Source organism: Acinetobacter wuhouensis (genome assembly GCF_001696605.3).
Lineage (GTDB): Bacteria > Pseudomonadota > Gammaproteobacteria > Pseudomonadales > Moraxellaceae > Acinetobacter > Acinetobacter wuhouensis.
In genome coordinates, this window is the sequence record NZ_CP031716.1 from 653,367 (window position 1) to 676,646 (window position 23,280).

At 35.6% G+C, this 23,280-nt stretch carries 17 protein-coding genes; 14 read left to right on the forward strand and 3 right to left on the reverse strand.

The window, feature by feature from the left end; genetic code table 11:
• Positions 1-17 precede the first annotated feature (17 nt).
• The 5 genes from BEN71_RS03790 to BEN71_RS03810 all read left to right on the forward strand — a co-directional run bounded on the left by BEN71_RS03790 (position 18) and on the right by BEN71_RS03810 (position 6,725).
• The gene (locus tag BEN71_RS03790; RefSeq protein WP_068973124.1) at positions 18-1,001 is read left to right on the forward strand and encodes a recombination directionality factor; all 984 of its coding nucleotides are present in this window, start codon (positions 18-20) and stop codon (positions 999-1,001) included.
• 145 nt (positions 1,002-1,146) lie between these two features.
• Complete coding sequence (locus BEN71_RS03795; RefSeq protein ID WP_068973125.1) at positions 1,147-2,373, forward strand: ABC-three component system protein; 1,227 nt, start codon at positions 1,147-1,149, stop codon at positions 2,371-2,373.
• Positions 2,366-3,046: an ABC-three component system middle component 1 gene (locus BEN71_RS03800; RefSeq protein WP_068973126.1), complete on the forward strand. Its 681-nt coding sequence runs from the start codon at positions 2,366-2,368 to the stop codon at positions 3,044-3,046. The genes BEN71_RS03795 and BEN71_RS03800 overlap by 8 nt, the downstream gene beginning before the upstream one ends.
• A complete protein-coding gene (locus tag BEN71_RS03805) occupies positions 3,003-5,348 on the forward strand; it encodes an ATP-binding protein (protein ID WP_068973127.1) in 2,346 nt (781 codons plus the stop codon). Before BEN71_RS03800 ends, BEN71_RS03805 begins: the two co-directional genes overlap by 44 nt.
• A gap of 129 nt (positions 5,349-5,477) precedes the next feature.
• Entirely contained in the window at positions 5,478-6,725 is a 1,248-nt protein-coding gene (locus BEN71_RS03810; protein ID WP_068973128.1) for a site-specific DNA-methyltransferase, read from the forward strand.
• 31 nt (positions 6,726-6,756) lie between these two features.
• Here the strand turns inward: BEN71_RS03810 and BEN71_RS03815 are convergent.
• Positions 6,757-7,889 (reverse strand): IS3-like element ISAba14 family transposase gene (locus tag BEN71_RS03815; protein ID WP_223155595.1). Its coding sequence is split into 2 segments (ribosomal slippage): positions 6,757-7,637 and positions 7,637-7,889, totalling 1,134 coding nucleotides; the frame shifts between segments, so codons are not numbered across the junction.
• A 107-nt stretch (positions 7,890-7,996) separates the two neighbouring features.
• Between BEN71_RS03815 and BEN71_RS03820 the strand changes: the two genes are divergently transcribed.
• The 9 genes from BEN71_RS03820 (at position 7,997) to BEN71_RS03860 (ending at position 20,812) form a co-directional block, all read left to right on the forward strand.
• On the forward strand, positions 7,997-8,512 hold the full coding sequence (locus BEN71_RS03820; RefSeq protein ID WP_227542649.1) for a hypothetical protein: 516 nt from the start codon (positions 7,997-7,999) through the stop codon (positions 8,510-8,512).
• A gap of 3 nt (positions 8,513-8,515) precedes the next feature.
• The gene (locus tag BEN71_RS03825) at positions 8,516-9,112 is read left to right on the forward strand and encodes a DEAD/DEAH box helicase family protein (protein ID WP_068976128.1); all 597 of its coding nucleotides are present in this window, start codon (positions 8,516-8,518) and stop codon (positions 9,110-9,112) included.
• A gap of 35 nt (positions 9,113-9,147) precedes the next feature.
• Positions 9,148-10,307, forward strand: a protein-coding gene (locus BEN71_RS03830) for an IS3 family transposase (protein WP_117276768.1) whose coding sequence is annotated in 2 segments (ribosomal slippage) — positions 9,148-9,382 and positions 9,382-10,307 — 1,161 coding nt in all. Because the reading frame shifts where the segments join, the coding sequence is not laid out codon by codon here.
• A gap of 34 nt (positions 10,308-10,341) precedes the next feature.
• The gene (locus BEN71_RS03835; protein WP_227542650.1) at positions 10,342-12,444 is read left to right on the forward strand and encodes a restriction endonuclease subunit R; all 2,103 of its coding nucleotides are present in this window, start codon (positions 10,342-10,344) and stop codon (positions 12,442-12,444) included.
• A 24-nt stretch (positions 12,445-12,468) separates the two neighbouring features.
• Complete coding sequence (locus BEN71_RS03840; RefSeq protein ID WP_068972845.1) at positions 12,469-13,977, forward strand: DUF6035 family protein; 1,509 nt, start codon at positions 12,469-12,471, stop codon at positions 13,975-13,977.
• Positions 13,977-14,996 carry a Fic family protein gene (locus tag BEN71_RS03845; protein ID WP_068972846.1) on the forward strand — a complete coding sequence of 340 codons (1,020 nt, stop codon included), beginning with the start codon at positions 13,977-13,979 and terminating at the stop codon, positions 14,994-14,996. Before BEN71_RS03840 ends, BEN71_RS03845 begins: the two co-directional genes overlap by 1 nt.
• Positions 14,997-15,679: 683 nt before the next feature.
• Positions 15,680-16,957 (forward strand): sensor histidine kinase, encoded by a 1,278-nt coding sequence (locus BEN71_RS03850; protein ID WP_068972847.1) that lies wholly within the window; start codon positions 15,680-15,682, stop codon positions 16,955-16,957.
• 151 nt (positions 16,958-17,108) lie between these two features.
• A complete protein-coding gene (gene glnE / locus BEN71_RS03855; RefSeq protein ID WP_068972848.1) occupies positions 17,109-19,859 on the forward strand; it encodes a bifunctional [glutamate--ammonia ligase]-adenylyl-L-tyrosine phosphorylase/[glutamate--ammonia-ligase] adenylyltransferase in 2,751 nt (916 codons plus the stop codon).
• A 26-nt stretch (positions 19,860-19,885) separates the two neighbouring features.
• On the forward strand, positions 19,886-20,812 hold the full coding sequence (locus BEN71_RS03860) for a branched-chain amino acid transaminase (protein WP_068972849.1): 927 nt from the start codon (positions 19,886-19,888) through the stop codon (positions 20,810-20,812).
• Between the two features lie 97 nt (positions 20,813-20,909).
• On the opposite strand, the gene BEN71_RS03865 is transcribed toward BEN71_RS03860, so the two are convergent.
• Together BEN71_RS03865 and BEN71_RS03870 are read right to left on the reverse strand one after the other, a co-directional pair.
• A complete protein-coding gene (locus tag BEN71_RS03865) occupies positions 20,910-21,932 on the reverse strand; it encodes an NAD-dependent epimerase (RefSeq protein WP_068972850.1) in 1,023 nt (340 codons plus the stop codon).
• Entirely contained in the window at positions 21,929-23,098 is a 1,170-nt protein-coding gene (locus BEN71_RS03870) for a nucleotide sugar dehydrogenase (RefSeq protein ID WP_068972851.1), read from the reverse strand. Before BEN71_RS03870 ends, BEN71_RS03865 begins: the two co-directional genes overlap by 4 nt.
• Positions 23,099-23,280 lie beyond the last annotated feature (182 nt).

Genomic DNA, 23,280 nt, shown 5'->3' on the forward strand with positions numbered 1-23,280 from the left:
AATATGAGGAACATATCATGATCAAAGGTTTAGCAATTACACCGCCAATACTTGGACGAATCAGTATAGGGAAAATTGTCGAAAAGAACGGAAAACGACTCCCTGAGAAGGACGATCAATTCACCATCACCTCGCAAATCCAAAATAAGGACGGATGGGTAAAACACCCACTTGATGAACAACTTCGAGCGAATCAGCAACAAAATCAGCAACCAAGCCAAAACCAAAGTCAAAACCCAAAACTTCGTTCAATCCCAGTACGGATGATCTTTAATGATCCTGAACTGAACCTACGTGCCGAGTACACCTTATTCGACCGACAGACTGGACGACCTATATGTATTGGCAATGGTGAAACATGTCAACGCCTCACCAATCAAGGAGTAGAACAACATCCATGCCCATCACCTGATCTATGTCCTTTAGCAAAAGGAGGGAACTGTAAACCTTTCGGGCGATTGCATGTCAATTTAGATGAATCGGATGAACTCGGTACATTTATCTTTAGGACGACGGGCTTTAATAGTATTCGCACGCTATCAGCACGACTCAGTTACTACCATGCTGCATCGAATGGTTTACTTTCATGTCTGCCACTGCAATTGACGCTTCGAGGCAAATCCACGACACAAAGCTATCGTACCCCTGTGTACTACGTGGATTTAACTTTACGTGATGGATTTAATTTGCAACAGGCTATTCAGATGGCGCAAGAGATTGATCAGCAAAGTAAGCAGAGTGGTTTTAATCAAAGTGCTTTAGATCAGATGGCAAGACAAGGCTTTGCCAATGCACGGGCTGAGGTGAATGGTGAGGAGGGATTGGATTTAGTGGAGGAGTTTTACAGTGAAGAGAATTCAGATACTGAATCAAATTCTACTGAACAGTTTCAACTTGAAACTACGGCTAGAGACAAAAATAAGCCTAAGCTGAATCAAGGTGAGGGATTTGTACAGGATATTCAGCAGGGATTGCAGGGAAGTGTGAGGGCAGTGAATTAGATTATAGAAATTAAAGGACGTCTAGAGTTAATAAATTTAAAGAAGGGGGGAGCTTATGCTCCCAAATTTAACCTTTTTTTTTTGTTAAAATGAAATTTCATGTATATTAAGTACGAAGTAAAATTTATAAATAATAGGGTCTTATATGACTGAGGAACTGCCTGATAGTGCAATTTCATCTTGGGGAGGATTTGTCTATCAAGGTAAGATAGCACTTTATCATTCTATTAAGCTTTTATTGGATGAAAGCTTCGATGGAAAAGAAATCAAGAAATTTGCTTTACAGTTAGATAGTACTGATGACTTTGCCATTTATTCGGATGGTATTGCAATATCGGTTCATCAAGTTAAGGCTAAGGCATCCCCTTATAGATCAGCATTTGAAAAAGCACTAAATAAGTCATCAAAAATATGTATAGATTGTTGCCCTAATACAAAAAGATATTTCCATATCGCTAATGGAATTGATGATTCTAGTGATTATGAAAATGAGAAAAAAGCAATAGTTGAATTTTATAAATATGATGAAGAATCTTATTGTAAATTAGATCGAATTGAGGGGGCAATTAAAGAAAAAATAGAAGAATATTTGAATAAAAATTCTTTGGAAAACTCTTTGCAACTTGTAGAGCAGAAATATCATTATTTATCAGAAATGATTACTTCAAAAGTTATTGAAATTCATTCCTTGATCCATCAGGGAACAAGTCAGAATAGAGCGGCTTATGAAAATACAATTGAAAGTGATTTAATTTTAGAAATCTTAATTACAGACTTTAATTTAGTACAGGATCTTCCATATGAGATGAGAAGGTTGCGAAATCTTTTTGCTGATACTTTGGAAAATTATGTATGTGAGAGTAATGAATATTTTACAATACAACAAATAGGCTTATTTAATGAGGTTTTTAAGCATATTTATAAAATGGATGATGCTGAGTTAGAATATATAAAACAATCTATCCGCTTATCATCTTCTGATCAAATAAGGAGTGATGATGTAAGTACTTATGCTGAAATCATTACTGATATCTCAGCTAGTATTGTATTAGTTGATCTTCCTCATTATTCTAAAGAGTTAAAAAAATACTTACCTACAGCCTTGAAATTGCAAGATAGACGTGCTGAATCATTTAAAACTAAATTGATAGAACAACTTCGTAGTAATAATTTATTAGTAAAAATTTTATATGAGTACAATATTTTAATATCAGGTAGTGAAGTTCACAAAAATATTGAAATTAATGCTTATAATGACAATGTAACACGAATCACTATTGATGATATTGAGGTTGAAAATCATATATTAAAAGAGCTTCCAGTAAAAGTAATTTGTACCAATACAGCGCAAAGCGAGTTAAATAATGCTTAAAAAAATTATGCATGAAGCTGTGAAAGATTCAGGGTTTATTTTAGAAAAGTCTTCAGATAATACAAATTTTTTCATTAAAGAAAATGGTGGAGCTCAAAGGTACTTAATTGTACATGTCTTAGATCAGCTATTGTCTGTTGAAAGTATTCATGAGCTAATCAATGAATCTCTTCCAGATGAAATGCAAAAGCAACCTGCTTTTAAGAAAAATTGTGATTTAATTATTATTTACAAAGTTAATTTTTTAAATGATTTTAATGAAATTGAAGAACAAGTTTTAGAAATAGAAGAAAACCCTTTTTACTTCAAAAAATATTTTTTTTATTATTCAGATGCTGAAGAAAAACTACTTCTTGGAAAAAGTTATGAGGATTTTAAGAGTCAAATTAAGAAAATGGATGAGTTTGATGAGTACAAAAAAGATCCTCTAAAACCTTCATTCCATAGTTTGGTTACAAGATTGTTTATTAAATTTCCATTTCTAGAAATTCCAAAATTTAGTAAATCATTTCAAAATTTGTTTGATAGTGTAAGTGAAAAAGTAAGTGCTGAAAATTTAGTCAAAACCTATGATTTGATTGGAAAATATGAAGCAGATAGTATTGATGAAGTTATAGCGGAGTTATTAAGTGAAGAATTGGAAAATATCAAAGCTTCAGATTCAAGCATTTAAAGCATTTACAAATATAGAATTTGATTTCAATAAGTCTTCATTGATTACTTTAGAAGGTCCAAATGGGTATGGTAAAACATCTACTTTTGATGCTATTGAATTGTTATTTACAGGAAAAATATCTAGAATATCAGATCTTTATAAACTTGTGATGGTTGAGACAAAAAAGAAGTTCAAAGATAATCTATATTGGAACAAAAAAAGTGGTGAGGTTGATTTAAAAATTAAAGTAGAGTTGATGAATGATCATGATGATGAAAAACTGTTTTTTGTTAGAATGGGGTTTGTCAATGATTTAAAAGTCGAAATTAATAATAAAGCTAATAATTTTGATATTTTTAGTTTATATAAATTAGATGATTTTAACTCTGAACCTACTGAGAATAAGTTAGAAAATAATTTTTTTGAACAGTTTTTTGGTGAAAGTTTTTGTTCTAACTATTCAATGTTAAATTATTTACACCAAGGTCAAAGTCAATTTATTTTTTCGAAAAAAATCACTGATCGTAAGAAGGCTTTGGAAGAATTAATAAAAACAACCGAAATAAAGAAGCATATTGATGTTTGTAATAAGACCGAAATTAAACTAACGAAACTGGCTAAAGAAAAAAAGATAGAAATTGATGAGATAGATGCTAAGTTAAAAAATATCTTGGAAAAAAATATTTCTCAAAGTGAATATGATGTTACATATAAAAAAATATCTACACAAAGAACATCTCCTAAATGGGATGATGAAGAAATTTTTTTACAAGAGGCTGATGTAAATTATAATAACTTTATAAAAGAAATTGAGTTGTTAATAGAGTGTTGTAAAAGAAAAGAAGATATACGCATAAGAAATCAAAATTCGGCTATTGAAAAATTTATCATCGATAATGATAGTTCTTTGTTGTTGCTTGTATCTATAGGGAAGTATATAAGTAAGTTTGAAAATCTTCAATTAGTTAATAAAAAACTCTCAGAGATTGATCAAATTCTAATAATATTAGATAAGGATTTTAATGCTATTTCTCAAGAGGAAATAACAAAGTTAAGTTCTTTAGGGGTGGTTATTTCAGATAAACTTCAAGAAACTATTATTGAAAAAGATAATAAATTAGCATTACTCTCAGAAAGAAAAGTTAAGTTATTAGAACTCAATAAAATGCGAGAGGATTTGTTTGAAAAACATAAACAAAGTTTTGGTGAGGATAGCACTATATGCGCTTTATGTGGGGTAGATTGGGAAAGTGTAGAAAAACTTATTGAAAATATAAGGTTGATTTCAGAGTTATATGTAAAAGAAATTGGAAGTTCAACAGAAGATCTAAGTAAGGTTTATCTGATGATTTCTTCTGAGCTAAGTTTGATTAAAGAGCTATATATAAAAGAAAAAGATGCTTTTTTAAAAGATTTTAATATTAATTTGTTCACCAAATTAAATGTAAACCAAAACTTTTTTGAAACCTTGAATAGTTTGAGTTCTCGTCTTGAAAAAATGGCTATAAGTTATTCTTCTGAATATACAGATGATGATATTGAATTGAAAATTAGAAAAGATAAAATTATCTCTAATTTAAGAGATTTAAAAAAAATAGAAGGAGATGTTCTACCTATAGGATGGGAGGAGGCTATAAGTGTAACTTTTGAAAAGAATAAAGATTTTTATGATTTACTGGAAGATGATTTAAATCATAAGAAAAATTATGTAAATAAAAAGTTTAAAGAGTTTAAGGATTCTGAACTTCAGCAGACGAAAAAATTGTTAAAAGAAAAGAGTGACTTATATAATGCAAACTTAAATGCAAAAGCTAAAATAATTAGGTTGAAAAAAACACTAACTGAAACTGAACGTGATTACTCTTCAAGAATTATCGCTAATATTGAATTAATATTTCATATCTATAGTGGGCGCTTAATACAAAATTATCAACGTGGTCTAGGACTGTTTATAGACTATGCAGAAGGGCAGCAGATTCGCTTCTGTACTGCGGAAAGTTCTGATCATGATGCGACACTAGCAATGAGTTCTGGTCAATTGGCTGCATTGAGTCTAGCTTTTTTCTTATCATTAAATAGAGTTTATTCCGAGAACTCTTTAGTGTTAATTGATGATCCTGTGCAATCGTTAGATGAAATCAATATTGCCTCTTTAACTGACTTATTACGTTGTGAGTTAAAAGATAGACAGTTAATCATTTCCTCACACGAAGATGATATTTCTAGATATATGAGATATCGCTTCGAACGGGCTGGTTTATCTCAGGTATCGATTCATATGCAGAACCATAATACAGATAATGTAATTCAAAGAAACTAAAAAACTAAATTGAATAGTGTGTCAGAAGTTGTCGTACTCTTATCTGCTATGGAGTAAAAGTTTAGTGTTCTGTTGGTTGTAAATGGTAAGCTATGCCAATTGCTGAATTTGTAATTTTGGGATTATGTAATGCCTACTTTAAAGTGGATAGGAAAAGAAGCTGTTGAAAAGCATCATAAAGAAGTTCCTTATCGATTATTGGAACCTGTAGCCGAACTTTCATGTGGGAATGAACAGAGTGGTAATCTGTTGGTGCAAGGTGACAATCTCCATGCGTTAAAAGCACTACTACCACGTTATGCAGGAAAGGTAAAATGTATTTATATTGACCCCCCTTACAATACAGGTAATGAAAAATGGGCGTATAACGATAACGTAAATAGTCCAGAAATTCGTAAATGGTTAGGTGAGGTAGTAGGTAAAGAGGGTGAAACATTAGATAGACATGATCGGTGGTTATGTATGATGTACCCTCGACTATTATTATTAAGAAAATTATTGTCTGATGATGGGATTGTCTTTATCTCGATTGGTGATGATGAATTAGGTCATTTAATTTTAATGATGGATGAGATATTTGGTAAAAATAATCAAATAGCAAATTTTGTATGGAAAAGTAGAGCAAAACCTTCCAATACTGGCGAAGCAAAATTAAAGCCTCAAAATGATGCAGAGTACATTGTAGCTTACTGTAAAAAGAATAAACCTAAATTTAATTTAATAAATTCAGGAGTAGCTCGTAGCTATCCGCATACTGATATAGATGGAAATTATCGATTACAAACAATTCTGAAATCCAATCGGGGGGAAAATAAGCGTGAAACGATGCAGTTTTCTTTAGCTGGATATACCCCTCCTCCAACAAAACGATGGCAAGCAGGTTTTGATACAGTGAGTGATTTGTATAACAGAAATCGTATAACATTTCAGACTGGTGAGCCTATGTTGAAGTATTACGAACATGAAGAAGCTGAAGAATTTAAGCCTTTTTACTGCTTTGTAGGTACTTCAAATAGTGGAACAGCTGAAAGTGGAAAAAAAGTTCTAAACAATATATTAGGATTAGAGCACGGATTTGATACGGTTAAACCTACTAGCATAATAGAATATCTTTTAGAAAGAGTTTTAGGTAAGCAAGATATAGTTTTAGATAGCTTCGCAGGATCGGGTACAACAGCTCATGCTGTACTCAACCTGAATAAAAAAGATCAAGGTAATCGAAAATTTATTTTAATTGAAATGAATGAGGAGATTGCTAAATCTGTGACTATGCCTAGGATTAAGAAGGTGATTAATGGTTACCAGTACAAAGGTAAATCGAAAGATATTCTGTTTTCTCAGATGTTAAGAGGTGGTCCCACTTGTTTGAACAACTAAAAGCGTATTTATAAGTGATATTCCGCTCTAGTTAAGCCACCTTGTTTTGTTGGGGTAGCTGATCATAGTAAAACTCATTTGGTGTCATTTTGTCTAGACTCGAATGAGGTCGTTTCAAATTATAAAACTCAAAATATGCACTTAATTGCTTTTTCGCATCTGTGACACTGCTATAAGCTTTGAGATACACCTCTTCATATTTAACGCTCCGCCATAATCGTTCAACCATCACATTATCTACCCATCGACCTTTACCATCCATACTGATTTGAATGCCATTTGATTTCAATACATCAATAAATGCATCACTGGTAAACTGGCTGCCTTGGTCTGTATTAAATATTTCAGGTCGACCATATTTTTCAATCGCTTCATTTAAAGCCGAAATACAAAAATCCACCTCCATACTAATCGATACCCTATGCGCAAGTACCTTGCGGCTATGCCAATCAATCACAGCACATAAATAAACAAAGCCTTTTGCCATAGGGATATACGTTATATCCGTAGACCACACTTGATTACTGCGCTGAATAGCCAACCCTTTGAGCAGATATGGATATTTACGGTGAGCTTGATTAGCCTGGCTTAAATTTGGTTTGCAATATAACGCCTGAATACCCATTTTCTTCATTAAAGTACGTGTATGACGTCGTCCTATATGATGTCCTTGACGATTCAACAAATCACGCATCATACGACTGCCTGCAAAAGGATATTGCATATGTAATTCATCAATACATCGCATCAGCTTCAGATCTGATGCACTCACAGGTTTTGGGCGATAGTAATAACAACCACGGGAGACTTTCAGCAGCTTAGCTTGCTTAGATACTGAAATCTGAAGTGAGTCGTCGATTAACTTTTGTGGTTGAAGCGGCCCAGTTTCTTCAACACACCTTCTAAAAAATCAATTTCTAATGCCTGCTCACCGATTTTTGCATGTAGTTTTTTTAGATCGATGGGTGGTTCTGTTGGAGCTTTTGATTGATCGAAAGCTTGCGAGGAAGCTGAGATCAATTGATTTTTCCAGTCAATAATTTGGTTTTGATGAACATCAAACTCAGCACTCAATTCAGCAAGTGTTTTTTCTGCTTTAATCGCAGCAAGTGCTACCTTAGCTTTAAAATCATTTGAATGATTTCTTCTTGGTCTACGTGCCATAAAATACTCCATATATTGATGTTTATAACATCATTTGAGGAGCAGAATATCACTTATAGGAGTTGTTCAAATTTACGGATCCATCTCTGTTAAATTTTAAGTCATTATTGAAAGCAAATGAAATTTTAGAGAATGTTGAGAGTGTTAAAGAATTAAATAAAGAAAATTACAGTTCAATTAAAGTAGAGATGAACGAAAATTATTTGGAAGTTGTTGGCGAAACAACCATAGTAAACCATACAGAGGGTATTTATGGTAATTTCCAATTTTTTAAGCTTTCACAAGAACCTTTGTTTGATCCAAGTGGCTATATACGCGCAGATGTTTCATTCTCTCAATTAGCTGAATTTGTATGGTTTTCTGAAACAGGAACGGGTTATGTAGGAAAAGCAGACTCTCCTTTACTAGGGGTATTTGAAGGTCGTGCTATATATTTACTTTATAACGGAATCCTAAAAGACCTTACAGATCAAGGTGGAAACATTCTTACTATGCAAGTATATGATGTTCTTCCAAAGTTTGATGGAGCTAAAGTGATTTATGCAGCTGCCAATCGTTTAGGTATTAAAGCTAAACGCAAAAATATTATATTTAAACAAACACCTTATGCTTTAGAGGTTTAAGTCATGACTGCATATATTGCTAAAGAATATCAAGATCAAGTGTTAGAGAGTGTAAAAGCATATTTTCAAGCCTGTCATGAGTTTACAAATGCATCTACAGCATTTTATGTGACTACAGAGCGATTGTGGGATAAGGGGCAAACCTATAATTCATTAAGTAGCTTTGCTCCTGATATGCCATATTTTTGCTTACGTGTTCCAACTGGTGGAGGAAAGACATGGTTGGCAAGTAAAAGTGTCACATTAGTTAATAAGCATTTTTTAAAAGTTTCTCAAAGTGTCGTTTTATGGTTGGTGCCAAGCAAGACGATACGTGAACAAACTATTACTGCTTTAAAAAATAAACAGCATCCATATTCATCAGCATTACGTGAAGCAGGTGAAGTCACAGTCATGGATATTGAAGAAGCAAAAAGCATTACTCGTTCAACGCTTTTAACTTCAACAGTTGTTATTGTTGCTACACGCCAAGCTTTTCAAGTAGAAGAAGAAGAAAGTAGAAAAGTTTATCAAAATAATGGTGCGCTAATGCATCATTTTGAGCATCTAACAGAGGAACAAATGATCCTAGACAAAATAATGGACAGCACGTCCCTCTAAAGATAACGTAACTTTAATCTTTGGAGATTCAAGAAATGGCTAAACGTTTTAGTCCCGAATTTAAACAGCAAGCGATTGATTATGCACTTTCAAACTCACACGAGTCTGTAGCTGCAATCGCCCAGAAATTAGGTGTGGGTTATTCAACATTAGATAAATGGATTCGTGAAACCAATCCGGCAGGTTCAAGCAAACGTCAACTTTCACCAGAACAACAGCGGATCGTGGAATTAGAGAAAGAAGTCAAACAGCTCAAGGAAGCCAATGACATCTTAAAAAAAGCGCATGTGTACTTTCTAACAGATCATGCCAAGAAAAGTACACGGTAATTCAAGATCTAGATATGAATGAAGTCACCGTATCTTCTGCCTGTAAATACCTAGGTGTCAGCACTTCAGGCTATTATGCCTGGCGAAAACGTCAAGCCAATACGGCACAGAAATATAATGACTTAAAAGCCGTATATTGGCAGCATCATGCACGATTGGGTGCACCTTCATTAGTACATGACATGCATGATTTAGGTTACAACATGAGCGAACGTACTATTGGAAGGATGCTAAAAAAGCTTGGTTTACGTAGCAGGATTGCGCGTAAATACAAGCATACGACTGATTCAACCCATCGTTTGCCTACAGCACCCAACTTGTTGGATCGCCAATTTACAGTTACTCAGCCTAATAAAGTCTGGACAACAGACATTACCTATATCCGCACTAAAGAAGGTTGGTTGTATTTATGTGTGATGCTAGATTTATTTAGCCGTCGTATCGTGGGGTGGCAAACCAGCCATCGAATAGACCGCCAGTTGGTGTGTGATACGTTTAACTATGCAATGGCTCGTCAGGGTTATCCAACTGGTGTTATGGTTCATTCGGACCAAGGCTCACAGTACTGTAGTCGTGATTTTAGAGCGCTGTTACTGAAAAATGATTGTACTCAGAGTATGTCTAGACGTGGAAACTGTTGGGATAATGCAGTGACTGAAAGCTTCTTTCATACATTAAAAGGTCATGTGGTACATGGCAGTGTGTTTTCGACTCGAAAAGAGGCGAATGCGGTCTTGTTTGATTATATTGAGATTTATTACAATCGGGTCAGAAGGCATTCTGCAAACGGCTGGTTAAGTCCAGAAGCCTTTGAACAGAAATATTTCAAGAATTTAGAGGGATCGATTGTCCACGATACTGTCTAGGATCAAAAAGTCAGAATTATTAACAGAGGGGGAAGTGAGTGATCTAATAGTTCCAAATTCTTTAGCTAACGTTCTTAGATTACATCGCCCTTTTATTATTGTTGATGAAGCACATAATAGTCGTACTGAACTTGCTTTTGATATGTTAGCTCGTTTTAAGCCAAGTGGCATTATGGAGCTTACAGCAACACCAGATACAGTGAGAACTCCAACAAATGTTTTACATAGCGTCTCTGCTGCTGAATTAAAAGCAGAACAAATGATTAAATTGCCGATTGTTTTAGAAACAGAATCAAATTGGCAACAATGCTTAGCATATGCGATTCATAAAAGAGAGTCTTTAGAACATATAGCGTTAGAAGAACAGAGACAGGGTTTTGAATATCTGAGACCGATAGTACTTATTCAGGCTGAAGCAAAAAGTAAAGTTCGTGAAACATTGGATATTTATGCTGTACTTAATGAACTTGAAAATAATCAGAATATTCCAAGAGAGCAGATCGCTCTTGCCACAGGAGATGAGAAAGAACTTGAAAAAATTACAGCAAAATATCCTAAAGGAATTTTAGATAAGGCTTGTAAAATTAAGTATGTAATTACTCAAAAGGCTTTAGCTGAGGGTTGGGATTGTCCATTTGCTTATATTTTAGTGAGTATGGCTTCTGTGCAATCAAGTACAGCAGTAGAGCAATTATTAGGGCGTATTCTTAGACAGCCAAATGCATCACATAGACAGAGTGAACAGTTAAATCAATCTTATGCTTATGTTGTATCAAAAAGTTTTTCTGACACAGCTGAAGCTTTAAGAGATAGCCTAGTTGAAGGGGCTGGTTTTGATACTAAAGAAGCGGCCGAATTTGTTAAAGCAGGTACGGGTGAGCAAGCTCGTTTGGACTTTGGAAATTCTAAAATTATTGTGAAACCAATAACAATTCCGTTAACTGAAAAGCCAGATTTAAAGTCTGTTACACCTACGGTAAAAAAGAAAGTAGAATGGAATAATAAAACCAATGAATTGACGATTATTACCCCGTTGACTAAAGAAGAGACTGTGGAACTAACGAAAACTGTTTCACAACTAGAGTCAGTGCAGCAGATTGAGAAAGGGGCTGAGGTTAGCCGTCAATCTATCGAATATTTTCAGACACCTGCGGAATTGGGTAAAGAGTTTAAAGTCCCACTACTAGCATTATCGGTTCAGGGCGAGCTTCAATTATTTGATGATCCAGAAGCTCTTGAATATCCTTGGAATTTAACAACAGTAGATGCAAAAGTTTTGCATGATGATATTTCAATTTTAAATTCAGCTTATGCTTCAAATGATTTTGGAACTTTAGATATTGATGAGACTAAAGGTAAGGTAAAAGTTACTTTTCTTCCAAAACTTCAGAGAGATTTAGGTTTGGTGTATAAACCTGAAAATTGGGATGAAGTCAAATTAGCAACTTGGTTATGTAAGAATATCTTAGAAGAATCATTAACTCATGAGGCTAAACGAAATTTTGTTCTTGCGTGGCTAAATGATTTGTTAAGTAAAGATGATTTTGATTTGGCTCGAACAAATACTCAGAAATATATAATTCGTCAGTTGATTGAAAAAAGAATTAATATTTTACGAAAGGAAGCTGTTAATGATGCTTACCAAAATTTCTTATTTGGCAATGATGAGCTTCATAAAATAACAGTCTCAAACGAACAAGAATATCAGTTTAATTTCCATCCAAATATTTATGCACCTTCTCGCGATGATAATGGTGAATACGGATATTATGCATTTAACAAACATTACTATGGCCGTATTGGGGCTTTTGATAGTGGTGAAGAGTTTGCTTGTGCATGTTGGTTGGATCAGCAAGCAGTTAAAGGAAATATTGAGTTTTGGGTGAGAAACTTAGTTCGTAAAGAAGGCTGTTCTTTTTACTTGCAAAAGGGAAATGGTCGCTTCTATCCAGATTTTATATGTAAACTACCTAATGGAAAAATTTTAGTGGTTGAATATAAAGGGGCTGATAAGTGGGAAGCTGCTAAGGATGATCGCCAAATTGGAGAGCTATGGACTAATTTATCAGAAGGACAATGTAAATTTATTATGATTAAAGATAAGCGCTTCGATATGATTGAGAGCTTGTTAAGCTAATTTAAGTAATAGTTGGGAGAGTACATGAAGTTAATTCATATCATTGATGCCGATCAAAATATGTGGATTGATGTTGATGTATTCTTTCAACAATCTGAAATGGAACTTACACAATGGCGTAGTCAAATAAGGGAGCAATATAAAAGGGATAAAACCAAGCCTCATTTTACATGTGCTTGGTGTCAATCACCTGTAACCCTCGCTAGACGTACAGATCACATGCAGATCAACACTTCAGCAACATTCTTTTTCAGACATATTCCTGAGTTGGAAAATAACCCAAACTTCAAGTGTCCTGTAAAACATATTAAACAGCTATCAGAGCAAGAAAAAACTGCTTTAAAGTATCAAATTGCGAAAGAAACTCAACAACATAAACTATTAAAAGAGAATATTTACAAGAGCCTGCAAGTGGATGAATCCTTTAGTGATATTCATATTCAGCAAGTCCGTAAAAGTATAGATTTGAAGCAATGGCGGAGACCAGATGTATCCGCGTTTTACAAGAAGCAATTAGTTGTTTTTGAAGGACAACTTTCTACAACTTTTTTGAATGTAATCATTGATCGTAAGATTTTTTATCAAGATAACAATGCTTGCTTACTGTGGATTTTTAATCATTTTGAACCAACAGAAAAAGCGAAGAAGCAGTCAATGCAAGATATTTACTACAACAATAATGCAAATGCATTTGTAGTGAATGATTATACAGCCGCTCAATCAGTTAAAACAAAAGTTTTTACTTTAGAGTGTCATTATTTAAAGCCTGAAATACAGAATAATCAAATCATTAATCAGTGGAATACTGAGTTCGTCGAATTTCAAAACTTAGTCCAGAACGAAGCTACAAAGCAAATATACTTTTTTGATTATGAAGCTGAATATCGAAAGTTAAAGCAAAAATTAGGCTTACGACATAGTTATTTACAAGAGAGTAAGAATCAAAAAGATAAACTAAAAGTTCAGAAATATATCGAATCACTAGAACAGGATGATCTTGACACACAAGTTCCATCAAAAACTAAATCTGAATTATTGGTCGAGTTTACTAAACTATGGATAAAAACTCATTATCTTACCGACAATCAATTCAACTATGAGTGGTTTTCTATTCGTAAAGAGCTTGAGCTAATGGGAATTAGTACTCCTAAATATCTTTTACATGCGCCCTATAAAACAGTGGTTAACTCAATTTTAAGTGCAAAATTTGGCTATGCTGTAGGTAATAATATTAACGATATGACTAGTGTGGCTCATAACTTGATGGAACATCATCCAGCTTACATTAAGCATTTCATGCTTACTTTAAAAGTGACTGGAAAACCTAATTTATTGAATGAGAGAGATAGTTCGGGTAAATGGAAAGAACGATATAAGAAATATGTGCATCAGTCAGAAGATGCCAAAATTTATAAACATGATTTAAATCAATTTATTGAGTTTTTAGTACCTGAGTTTGAAGGACGCTTGATTTCTTGGGGTGAAAGTAGTGAGTCTTTTTCTAATGGACAATTTGGTGGAGTGAACCAATAATGAAATACCAACCGCCTTATACCATCACTTCCAAAATCATTCATCTGATTGCACAGATCAGTGAGAATATAGGGCGTTTAACTGTTTTAGAGGAAATCCAAGATAGTCTGAAACTACGCAAAGCTAATCGTATCCGAACCATTCAAGGTTCACTTGCGATTGAAGGGAACACTTTAAGTACCGAGCAGATCACGGCGATCCTTAATGGTAAGACAGTGATTGCACCTCCAAAAGATGTACAGGAAGTGCGTAATGCCATTAAAGCCTATGAAGCCTTTCAGCAGTGGAAACCAAGTCAAGAATCCGACTTACTACATGCACATCAAATTTTAATGACTGGCTTGATTGATGAAGTTGGTCAATATCGTCATGGTGGTGTCGGTGTGATGTCAGGCGATCGAGTGGTGCATATGGCTCCACCTGCAAACCAAATTAATCGACTGATGGCTGATTTACTTGATTGGTTGAATGACAATGACATACATCCCCTGATTCAAAGTTCGGTCTTCCACTATGAGTTTGAATTTATTCATCCATTCGCAGACGGCAATGGTCGAATGGGAAGATTATGGCAAACATTGATTTTAAGCAGATGGAATCCAATCTTTGCAAATATTCCTGTTGAGAGTCTGATCTATCAAAATCAAAAAGCCTATTATGAGGCATTACAAACAAGTACAGATCGTACTGACTCTGCACCATTTATCGAATTCATTTTACAGATGATTTTAGATGCAATTCTCAGTTCAAATGACACCGCTCAAGAGAGCGATCATGCTACCGCTCAAGCTGTCGTACATGCTCATAACGAAATGAGTGATCAAGTACAACGGTTAATTTCAGTGATGAAGCAAAATGACTACACTTTGGCTGAGTTAATGCAATTGGTAGGATTAACCCATCGAGCAACGTTCCAAAAGAATTATTTAAATCCTGCTATAGAAGCTGGCTTGATTGAGCGTACTATTCCAGATAAGCCGAAAAGCCCGAAGCAAAAGTATCATAAAGTTCAAAGATAATATTAGAACTGTTTAAATTTTTAAAAGTCTACAAAAAATTCTGTAGCTTTTCTGTAGACTGCTAGATTGTTTTATAGTGATCTGAATTGTTGTGGATTATCAGTAATAATTTAAATATATTCAATTAAAACAATATGATGTGTGGTTGTGTGTTGTGGTGTGTTTTGATATATTTGTAAAAGTCATGGAACTCAAAATCCACTGTCAGCGATGACGTGTCGGTTCGAGTCCGACCCTCGGGACCAGATGATCTGGAAAAGCCTCTAAGCATATTAAGACTTAGGGGCTTTTTTATTGCCTAATCAAAAGGTTGGTTACTTTGGATTCTGAACGGGAGCTATTATTGAAACTAAACATCCACATAAACTTTAGTTTTATTACGTTTTCGAGAGGTGTATATCTATATAGCCGTTCACAAGATGTCTAAATAATTTAATCAAATCATAAACAGATATAAAGTTATAACCTTTTGCAAATATTACAAAAAATGTGATTTTTATCGGAAATTAAAAACAGTTCATTTATTCGGTTAATAATCTGTTATATTGATTTATGTAAATAATTGTAATCGCTGTGGGATCATTCATTTTTTCATATTTCACTTTTTCAGTGCAAAAAATTAAAATATTTAAATCGAATGCTTAATAAAGTAATGCTGTACTGAAAGTGCAAATGAGGTAACCATGACTTTAAGCGTGTTAGAAGCTCAACAAGCAGATGAATTAAGCGCTTGTCGCCGATCTCTGATTTTAGGTGTATATAGTTCTGATAATAAAATCGAGCGTTATCTAAGAGTTGCTCGTGCAATCTTGAATGTTGAAAATGCAATATTTACCTTTCACAATGAACCATACGTTTGGATTGCGACAGAAGACAGTGATTTTAATGTTGCAATAATGTCAGATAAATCGAATCTTTCACATTATTTTGATCATAATTTAATTATGACTCGAACCCATAAGAATTATGAAAAACTCAGCTCATATACACAAGATGCTGGGGTCAAACATCAACGTTTATTGTGCTATGACTTTAAACTTGAAAGTGATGAATCTATTGCACATATTTATTTTTATGATGATGAGTCAAGAGACTTTAGTGCCAAACAACAAGCACTTTTAGAAGAACTTACATCAGGCTTGGTCACGATATTACAACGTAAATCTGAATCTCAAGATTATTTTGAACTCTACGAACAAGAACGTGCACTCAACTTCAGTAAAACTAAGTTTTTCCAAGTGATTGCGCATGATCTGCGTGCGCCATTTCACGGGTTGATAGGCTTTTCTGATGTACTTGCCAATGAGCGTCATACGCTTGATGAGGAAAGTATTCAAAACATTGCAGAGTATTTATATGATACTTTGCAGTCGACGTATTCATTACTAGAGAATTTATTAAATTGGGCGATGGCAGAAGGTGGACGTTTTGTTTATCACCCGATTAACTTCAAATTAAAAGAAGTCACAAAAATTATTTATGATGTTTTAAATCCTTTAGCCGTTAACAAGGATATTGAGTTAATTGTAAATGTTGCCGATGACCTGAGTGTATTTGCAGATATGAATATGCTGACATCTATTATTCAGAACTTAGTCTCCAATGCTTTAAAATTTACCCCAATTGATGGTTCAGGATGTGTTTCTATTTCCGCGAGACAGGTAGATCAAAATATAGAAATTAAGATTCATGATACAGGCTTGGGCATGACACAATCTCAAATAGACCATGTTTTTGAACCTGAAATTAAAGCAAGTCATAAAGGTACGATCGGTGAACAAGGAACGGGGCTTGGCTTAGTGCTGTGTAAACGTTTTGTTGATTTAAATCATGGGCAAATTTCTGTGACCTCTCAAAAAGGTATTGGTACAACATTTACTATGATGCTTCCTGCAACAAAGGCAAGATGTGAGCAAATGGTACTGCTTCAAACGGAAGTGCCTAAACTCACAGTTTCATAAACTGTTGATGAAATTTAAAGATCGTGAAATACAATAAATCTTTGGATGGGTATTTTTTAAACTGTGTATGATGGCGATGCCATAAATTTTCCCTAAAAGCCATGTAAACTGATATAAAAGAATAGATAAATTAGAAGTACAGGCTTTTTCAATGAACGCTGAACAATTGCAAAAAACATTACATGCAAGTCAGTATGCAGAACAAGTATTAGGTTTACATCAAATTGCATTGGAACAAGATTATGTAGTTGATGGATTTCAGAAATCGCTCAGTACTCAACAAATACAACAATTGGTTTATGACAATCTCTTAGATATTCAAGATGAAATGGCTTGGATGAAAGCTTTGCGCATTCTACGTGCCCGCTTGATGTTTCGTTGGATTTGGCAAGACGCCAATCAACTGACTGATGTGGTGACATTAACACGAGAACTGTCTGATTTTGCAGATGTTAGTATTGTTGCTGCAAAAGCATTTGCACTTCCTCCTCTCATTGCAAAACATGGTGAACCTATTGGTTATCATGGTGATGTTCAAGACCTTATTGTTATTGGTATGGGGAAATTGGGCGCACAAGAGCTTAATTTATCAAGTGATATTGATCTAATTTTCGCTTTTGATGAACAAGGTGAAACCAATGGTCGTAAATGTATCGATGTGCAACAGTTCTGCATTTTGTGGGGACAGAAGCTGATTTATCTACTGGATCATATTACTGCTGATGGTTTTGTATTCCGTGTCGATATGCGTTTACGTCCTTGGGGTGATGGTTCTGCACTCGCCATTAGTCATGTCGCTTTAGAAAAATATTTGAGCCAGCATGGACGTGAATGGGAGCGCTATGCTTGGATCAAGGCACGTATTATCACCAGTGGAAAAGATGGCGATGATTTACTGGAAATGACACGTCCGTTCGTGTTCCGTAAATATGTAGATTACACTGCTTTTGAAGCCATGCGTGAAATGAAAGCAATGATTGAGCGAGAAGTTGCTCGTCGAAATATTGCTGATGATATTAAGTTGGGTGCAGGTGGGATTCGTGAAGTTGAATTCATTGTCCAAGTTTTCCAACTGATTTACGGTGGCTCAAAATTAGAATTACAAGATCGTCAATGTCTGGTGAGTTTACGTCATTTAGGTGAGGTGGGGTTGCTTGATCATCAATCGGTATTAGACCTTGAGGACGCTTATCTATTCTTACGTCGTGTTGAACATGCGATTCAAGCACTTAATGATCAGCAAACACAGTCTTTACCGACTGAACCTGAACTGCGTCAAAGAATTACCGATACGCTTGGCTTTACAGATTGGGATGCTTTCTTAGAATTCCTAAACCAAAAACGTAGCAAAGTGACTTTCCAATTTGAACATTTGATCAAAGAAAAAGGTTTGGAATCTCCAACGGAAAGTTTTAGTCAGCTTGAAAGCCAGCTTAACGAGGTTCTGGATGATGACGCAAAAAATTTAATTCATGAGTTTTGGTATGGTCATGCGATTAAAAAACTACCTGCCAAAGCGGTTCAGCGTTTAAAAGAGTTTTGGCCACATTTGGTTGAGGCTGTTTTACAGTCAAATCATCCTCAAATGGCACTGACTCGGTTAATGCCTTTGGTTGAATCAGTAATGCGCCGTACGGTGTATTTGGTCATGTTGATTGAAAGCAAAGGTGCTTTACAACGCTTAGTGAAAATGGCAACGGTCAGCCCTTGGATTTGTGAAGAGCTCACTCATTATCCTGTACTTTTGGATGAATTTCTGTCGATGGATTTTGAATTGCCTAAGCGTAAGGATTTGGAAGATTCATTACGCCAGCAGTTATTGCGTATTGAAATTGACCAAGTTGAAGACCAAATGCGAGTCTTGCGTCTATTCAAAAAATCCAATGTACTCACCGTTGCAGCCAGTGATGTTTTGGCAGAAAGCCCACTGATGAAAGTTTCCGATGCTTTGACGGATATTGCAGAAGTATCGGTCATTGCAACATTAAACTTAGCCTATCAAATGGTTGCCAAACGTCATGGCTATCCTATAGATGCTGATGGCGTTCGTTGTTCGCTTGATCACATGGCTTTTGCTGTGGCAGGTTATGGCAAGTTGGGTGGAATAGAGCTGGGTTATGGTTCTGATTTAGATCTCGTTTTTCTTCACTATATGGATGAGCAGGCAGACACCGATGGGCAAAAGCCAATCAGTAGTTTTGAGTTTGCTATGCGTGTAGCACAGAAATTTATATCTTTGATGACCACGCAAACTTTGGATGGCCGTGTCTATGAAATTGATACGCGATTACGTCCGTCTGGTGAAGCCGGTTTATTGGTGACCAGTTTAAAGGCATTTGAACAATATCAGTTGAAAAGTGCGTGGTTGTGGGAGCATCAGGCGATTGTTCGCGCACGCTCTATTGCGGGTGAACAAAGTTTACGAAATAAGTTTGAAGAATTGCGCTGTAAAATATTAACCTTGCCACGAGAAGAAGAAACGGTTCGCCATGAAGTATTAAACATGCGCCAGAAAATGAAAGATCATCTTGGTTCATCAAAAGAACAGAAAAAAGATGGCATTTTTCATTTAAAACAGGACGCAGGTGGTATCGTTGACATCGAATTTATGGCACAGTATGTGGTGTTAGCCTGGAGTGGGACGAATCAAGATCTCGCCCATTATTCCGACAATGTACGAATCTTAGAAGACGCTGCTAAAGCCGGTTGCTTATCCAGTGACGACGTTTCAGCCTTGATTCAAGCTTATCTTAGTGAACGCGCCGAGAGCCATCGTTTAGCCCTTGCAAATCATAATATGCAAGTCAGTGCAGCCGATTGGCACGATACCAGAGAGGTCGTTTGCAAATTGTGGCAAAGATTAATTGATCCAACAGCGACATTCGCTTTGGAACGTGAATAATTGTATAAAAATTTGGAGTGTGCGCCATGAACTTGGCTGATCGTGATGGTTTTATTTGGCAAGATGGACAAATGGTGGATTGGCGTGAGGCTAAAGTCCACGTCTTAACTCATACGCTACATTATAGTATGGGTGTGTTTGAAGGTGTCCGCGCTTATGAAACTCCTAACGGTACTGCGATTTTCCGTCTCCAAGACCATACAAAACGTTTGTTAAATTCAGCGAAAATTTATCAAATGAAAGTTCCATTTGATCAGGCGACTCTTGAACAAGCTCAAATTGATGTTGTTCGTGAAAATAAATTGGCTTCTTGCTATTTACGCCCAATTATTTTCATTGGTTCGGAAAAATTAGGTATCGCTGCATCAGATAATACGATTCATGCGACTGTTGCTGCATGGAGTTGGGGTGCTTACCTTGGCGATGATGCAATGGCGAAGGGTATCCGTGTAAAAACTTCATCATTTACTCACCATCACCCTAACGTGACCATGTGTAAAGCAAAAGCTGCGGGTAACTATACTTTGTCTATTCTTGCACACCAAGAAGTGGCTCAAGCGGGTTATGACGAAGCAATGTTAATGGATCCACAAGGTTATGTATGCCAAGGCTCTGGCGAAAACGTATTCTTAGTGAAAGATGGTGCTTTACATACTCCTGATATTGCGGGCGGAGCGTTGGACGGTATTACACGTCAAACGATCATTACTATTGCAAAAGATTTGGGTATTGAAGTGGTTGAACGCCGTATTACACGTGATGAATTCTACATCGGTGATGAAGCATTCTTTACAGGTACTGCTGCTGAAGTAACGCCGATCCGTGAATATGATGACCGTGAAATTGGTTCTGGTGCGCGTGGTCCGATCACTGAAAAAATTCAAAAAGCATTCTTTGATGCTGTTCAGGGTAAAGACCCTAAATATGCACATTGGTTAACTTATGTAAAATAAGTGGCTGAATGCTAAAAAGGATTCCTGTCTTTATGGATAGGAATCCTTTTTTTATTTCAAGGTATTGATGCTAATAATTAACACCAATCGTCTCTATTTAGACTTTATAAAAATCACGATACCAGTCTACAAATTGTTGTACACCATCTTCAACTGACACTGAAGGTTTATAACCCACAGCATTTTGTAAAGCTGTACTGTCTGCCAAAGTATCTTGCACATCACCAGGTTGCAATGGAAGCAATTCTTTAATCGCTGAATGACCTGTTGATTGTTCAATCGCATTGATGAAATCAATCAATTTCACTGGGTTATTATTGCCAATATTGAAAATACGGAATGGTGCATAACTGGTTGATGGATCAGGATTGTTGCTGTCCCAATTTGGATTAGGTTGTGCAATTTGATCGCTGGTACGAATCACACCTTCAACAATATCTGAAATAAAAGTAAAGTCACGGCTATGATTGCCATGGTTATACACTTGAATGGTTTTACCTTCGATAATGTTTTTGGTGAATTTGAAAGGCGCCATGTCTGGGCGACCCCAAGGACCATAAACCGTAAAGAAGCGTAAGCCCGTTGTAGGTAATCCAAATAAGTGACTATAGCTATGCGCCATCAATTCATTGGCACGTTTTGTTGCGGCATAGAATTGAACAGGGTGATTGACACCATGTTTTTCACTAAATGGCATGGTGGTATTGGCACCATACACACTACTGGTACTTGCATAAGTCAAATGCGGAGTTTTGTTGTAGCGACAAGCTTCAATAATATTGGTGAATCCAATTAAGTTACTTTCTACATAAGCCAATGGATTTTCAAGTGAATAACGCACGCCTGCCTGAGCAGCCAAATGAATCACACGATCAAACTGATGATCTTTAAAACATTGATCCACAATCGCTTTCTCGGCAAGGTTCGCACGAATAAAGGTGAATGTTCCTTGAGTGTGTTGTGCAGTTTGCTCTAAAACTTCAAGGCGGGCTTCTTTTAATGCAGGATCATAATAATCATTCACTACATCAAAACCGACAACATCATCGCCACGTTCTAATAGCTTTTTCGCAACACTGAATCCAATAAAACCTGCGGCACCTGTGACAAGGACTTTCATTCATCTGCTCCGAAAATATCTCGTGTATACACTTTTTCTAATACATCACTTAAATCATCTGAAATACGATTGGCAATGATCACATCACTTTGTTGTTTAAACTGCTCTAAATCATTGACCACTTTAGACTTGAAGAATTCCTCTTCTTGCAAAGTCGGTTCGTAAACAATCACTTCAATGCCTTTGGCTTTGATGCGTTTCATCACACCTTGAATGGCTGAAGCTCGGAAGTTGTCCGAACCACTTTTCATAACCAAGCGATAAATCCCCACAGTATTTGGGTTTTTCGCGATGATAGAATCAGCAATAAAGTCTTTACGGGTACTGTTTGAATCGACAATTGCTTGAATCAAATTACTTGGTACATGGTTGTAATTTGCCAACAATTGTTTGGTGTCTTTAGGTAGACAGTACCCGCCATAGCCAAATGAAGGATTGTTATAGTGATTGCCAATACGTTGATCTAAACATACGCCATCAATAATTTGATGGGTATCTAAACCAAAGATTTGCGCATAAGTATCTAATTCATTGAAGTAAGCGACACGCATTGCCAAATAAGTATTGGCAAATAACTTAATTGCTTCAGCTTCAGTCGAATCTGTAAATAGAACAGGGCTATCTTTTTTAATTGCGCCCTCAATAAGTAAGTCTGCAAAGAGCTTGGCACGATCAGACTTTTCACCCACGATAATCCGAGATGGATATAAGTTGTCGTGTAATGCTTTACCTTCACGTAAAAATTCAGGTGAAAAGATAATATTCTCTGTTTTGAATTTTTCTTTTAAGCCTTTGGTGAATCCAACAGGAACGGTTGATTTAATAATCATCACTGCACTAGGATTGATCTCTAAAACTTGTTGCACCACACTTTCAACACTTTGGGTATTAAAGTAATTGGTTCGAGTATCATAATCGGTTGGTGTCGCAATAATCACAAAATCAGCATTCAGATAAGCTTCTTCAGGATTGGTTGTGGCTTTGAAGTTTAATTTTTTTTCTTTTAGAAACTCTGAAATATCAGCGTCTTGAATGGGTGATATTTTATTATTCAGTAGGTTGACTTTGTCTTGAATAATATCTATTGCAACAACTTCATGGTGTTGTGCAAAAATCATAGAGTTTGATAAGCCAACGTAACCTGTTCCAGCGACTGCTATTTTCATAAAAACCTAATCTAGAAAATGTGCTTGCAAAATGTATATCATGAATCAGCGAAACGATAAAAATGACTTATTCAAATCATAATTCAGCCGTTTAATGATAAAGACATCATAACATATTCTCATGAAACAAATTGTTCAGCTTATGCAATCGAATACAGTAACTTGGCGACGGTAATGGTATG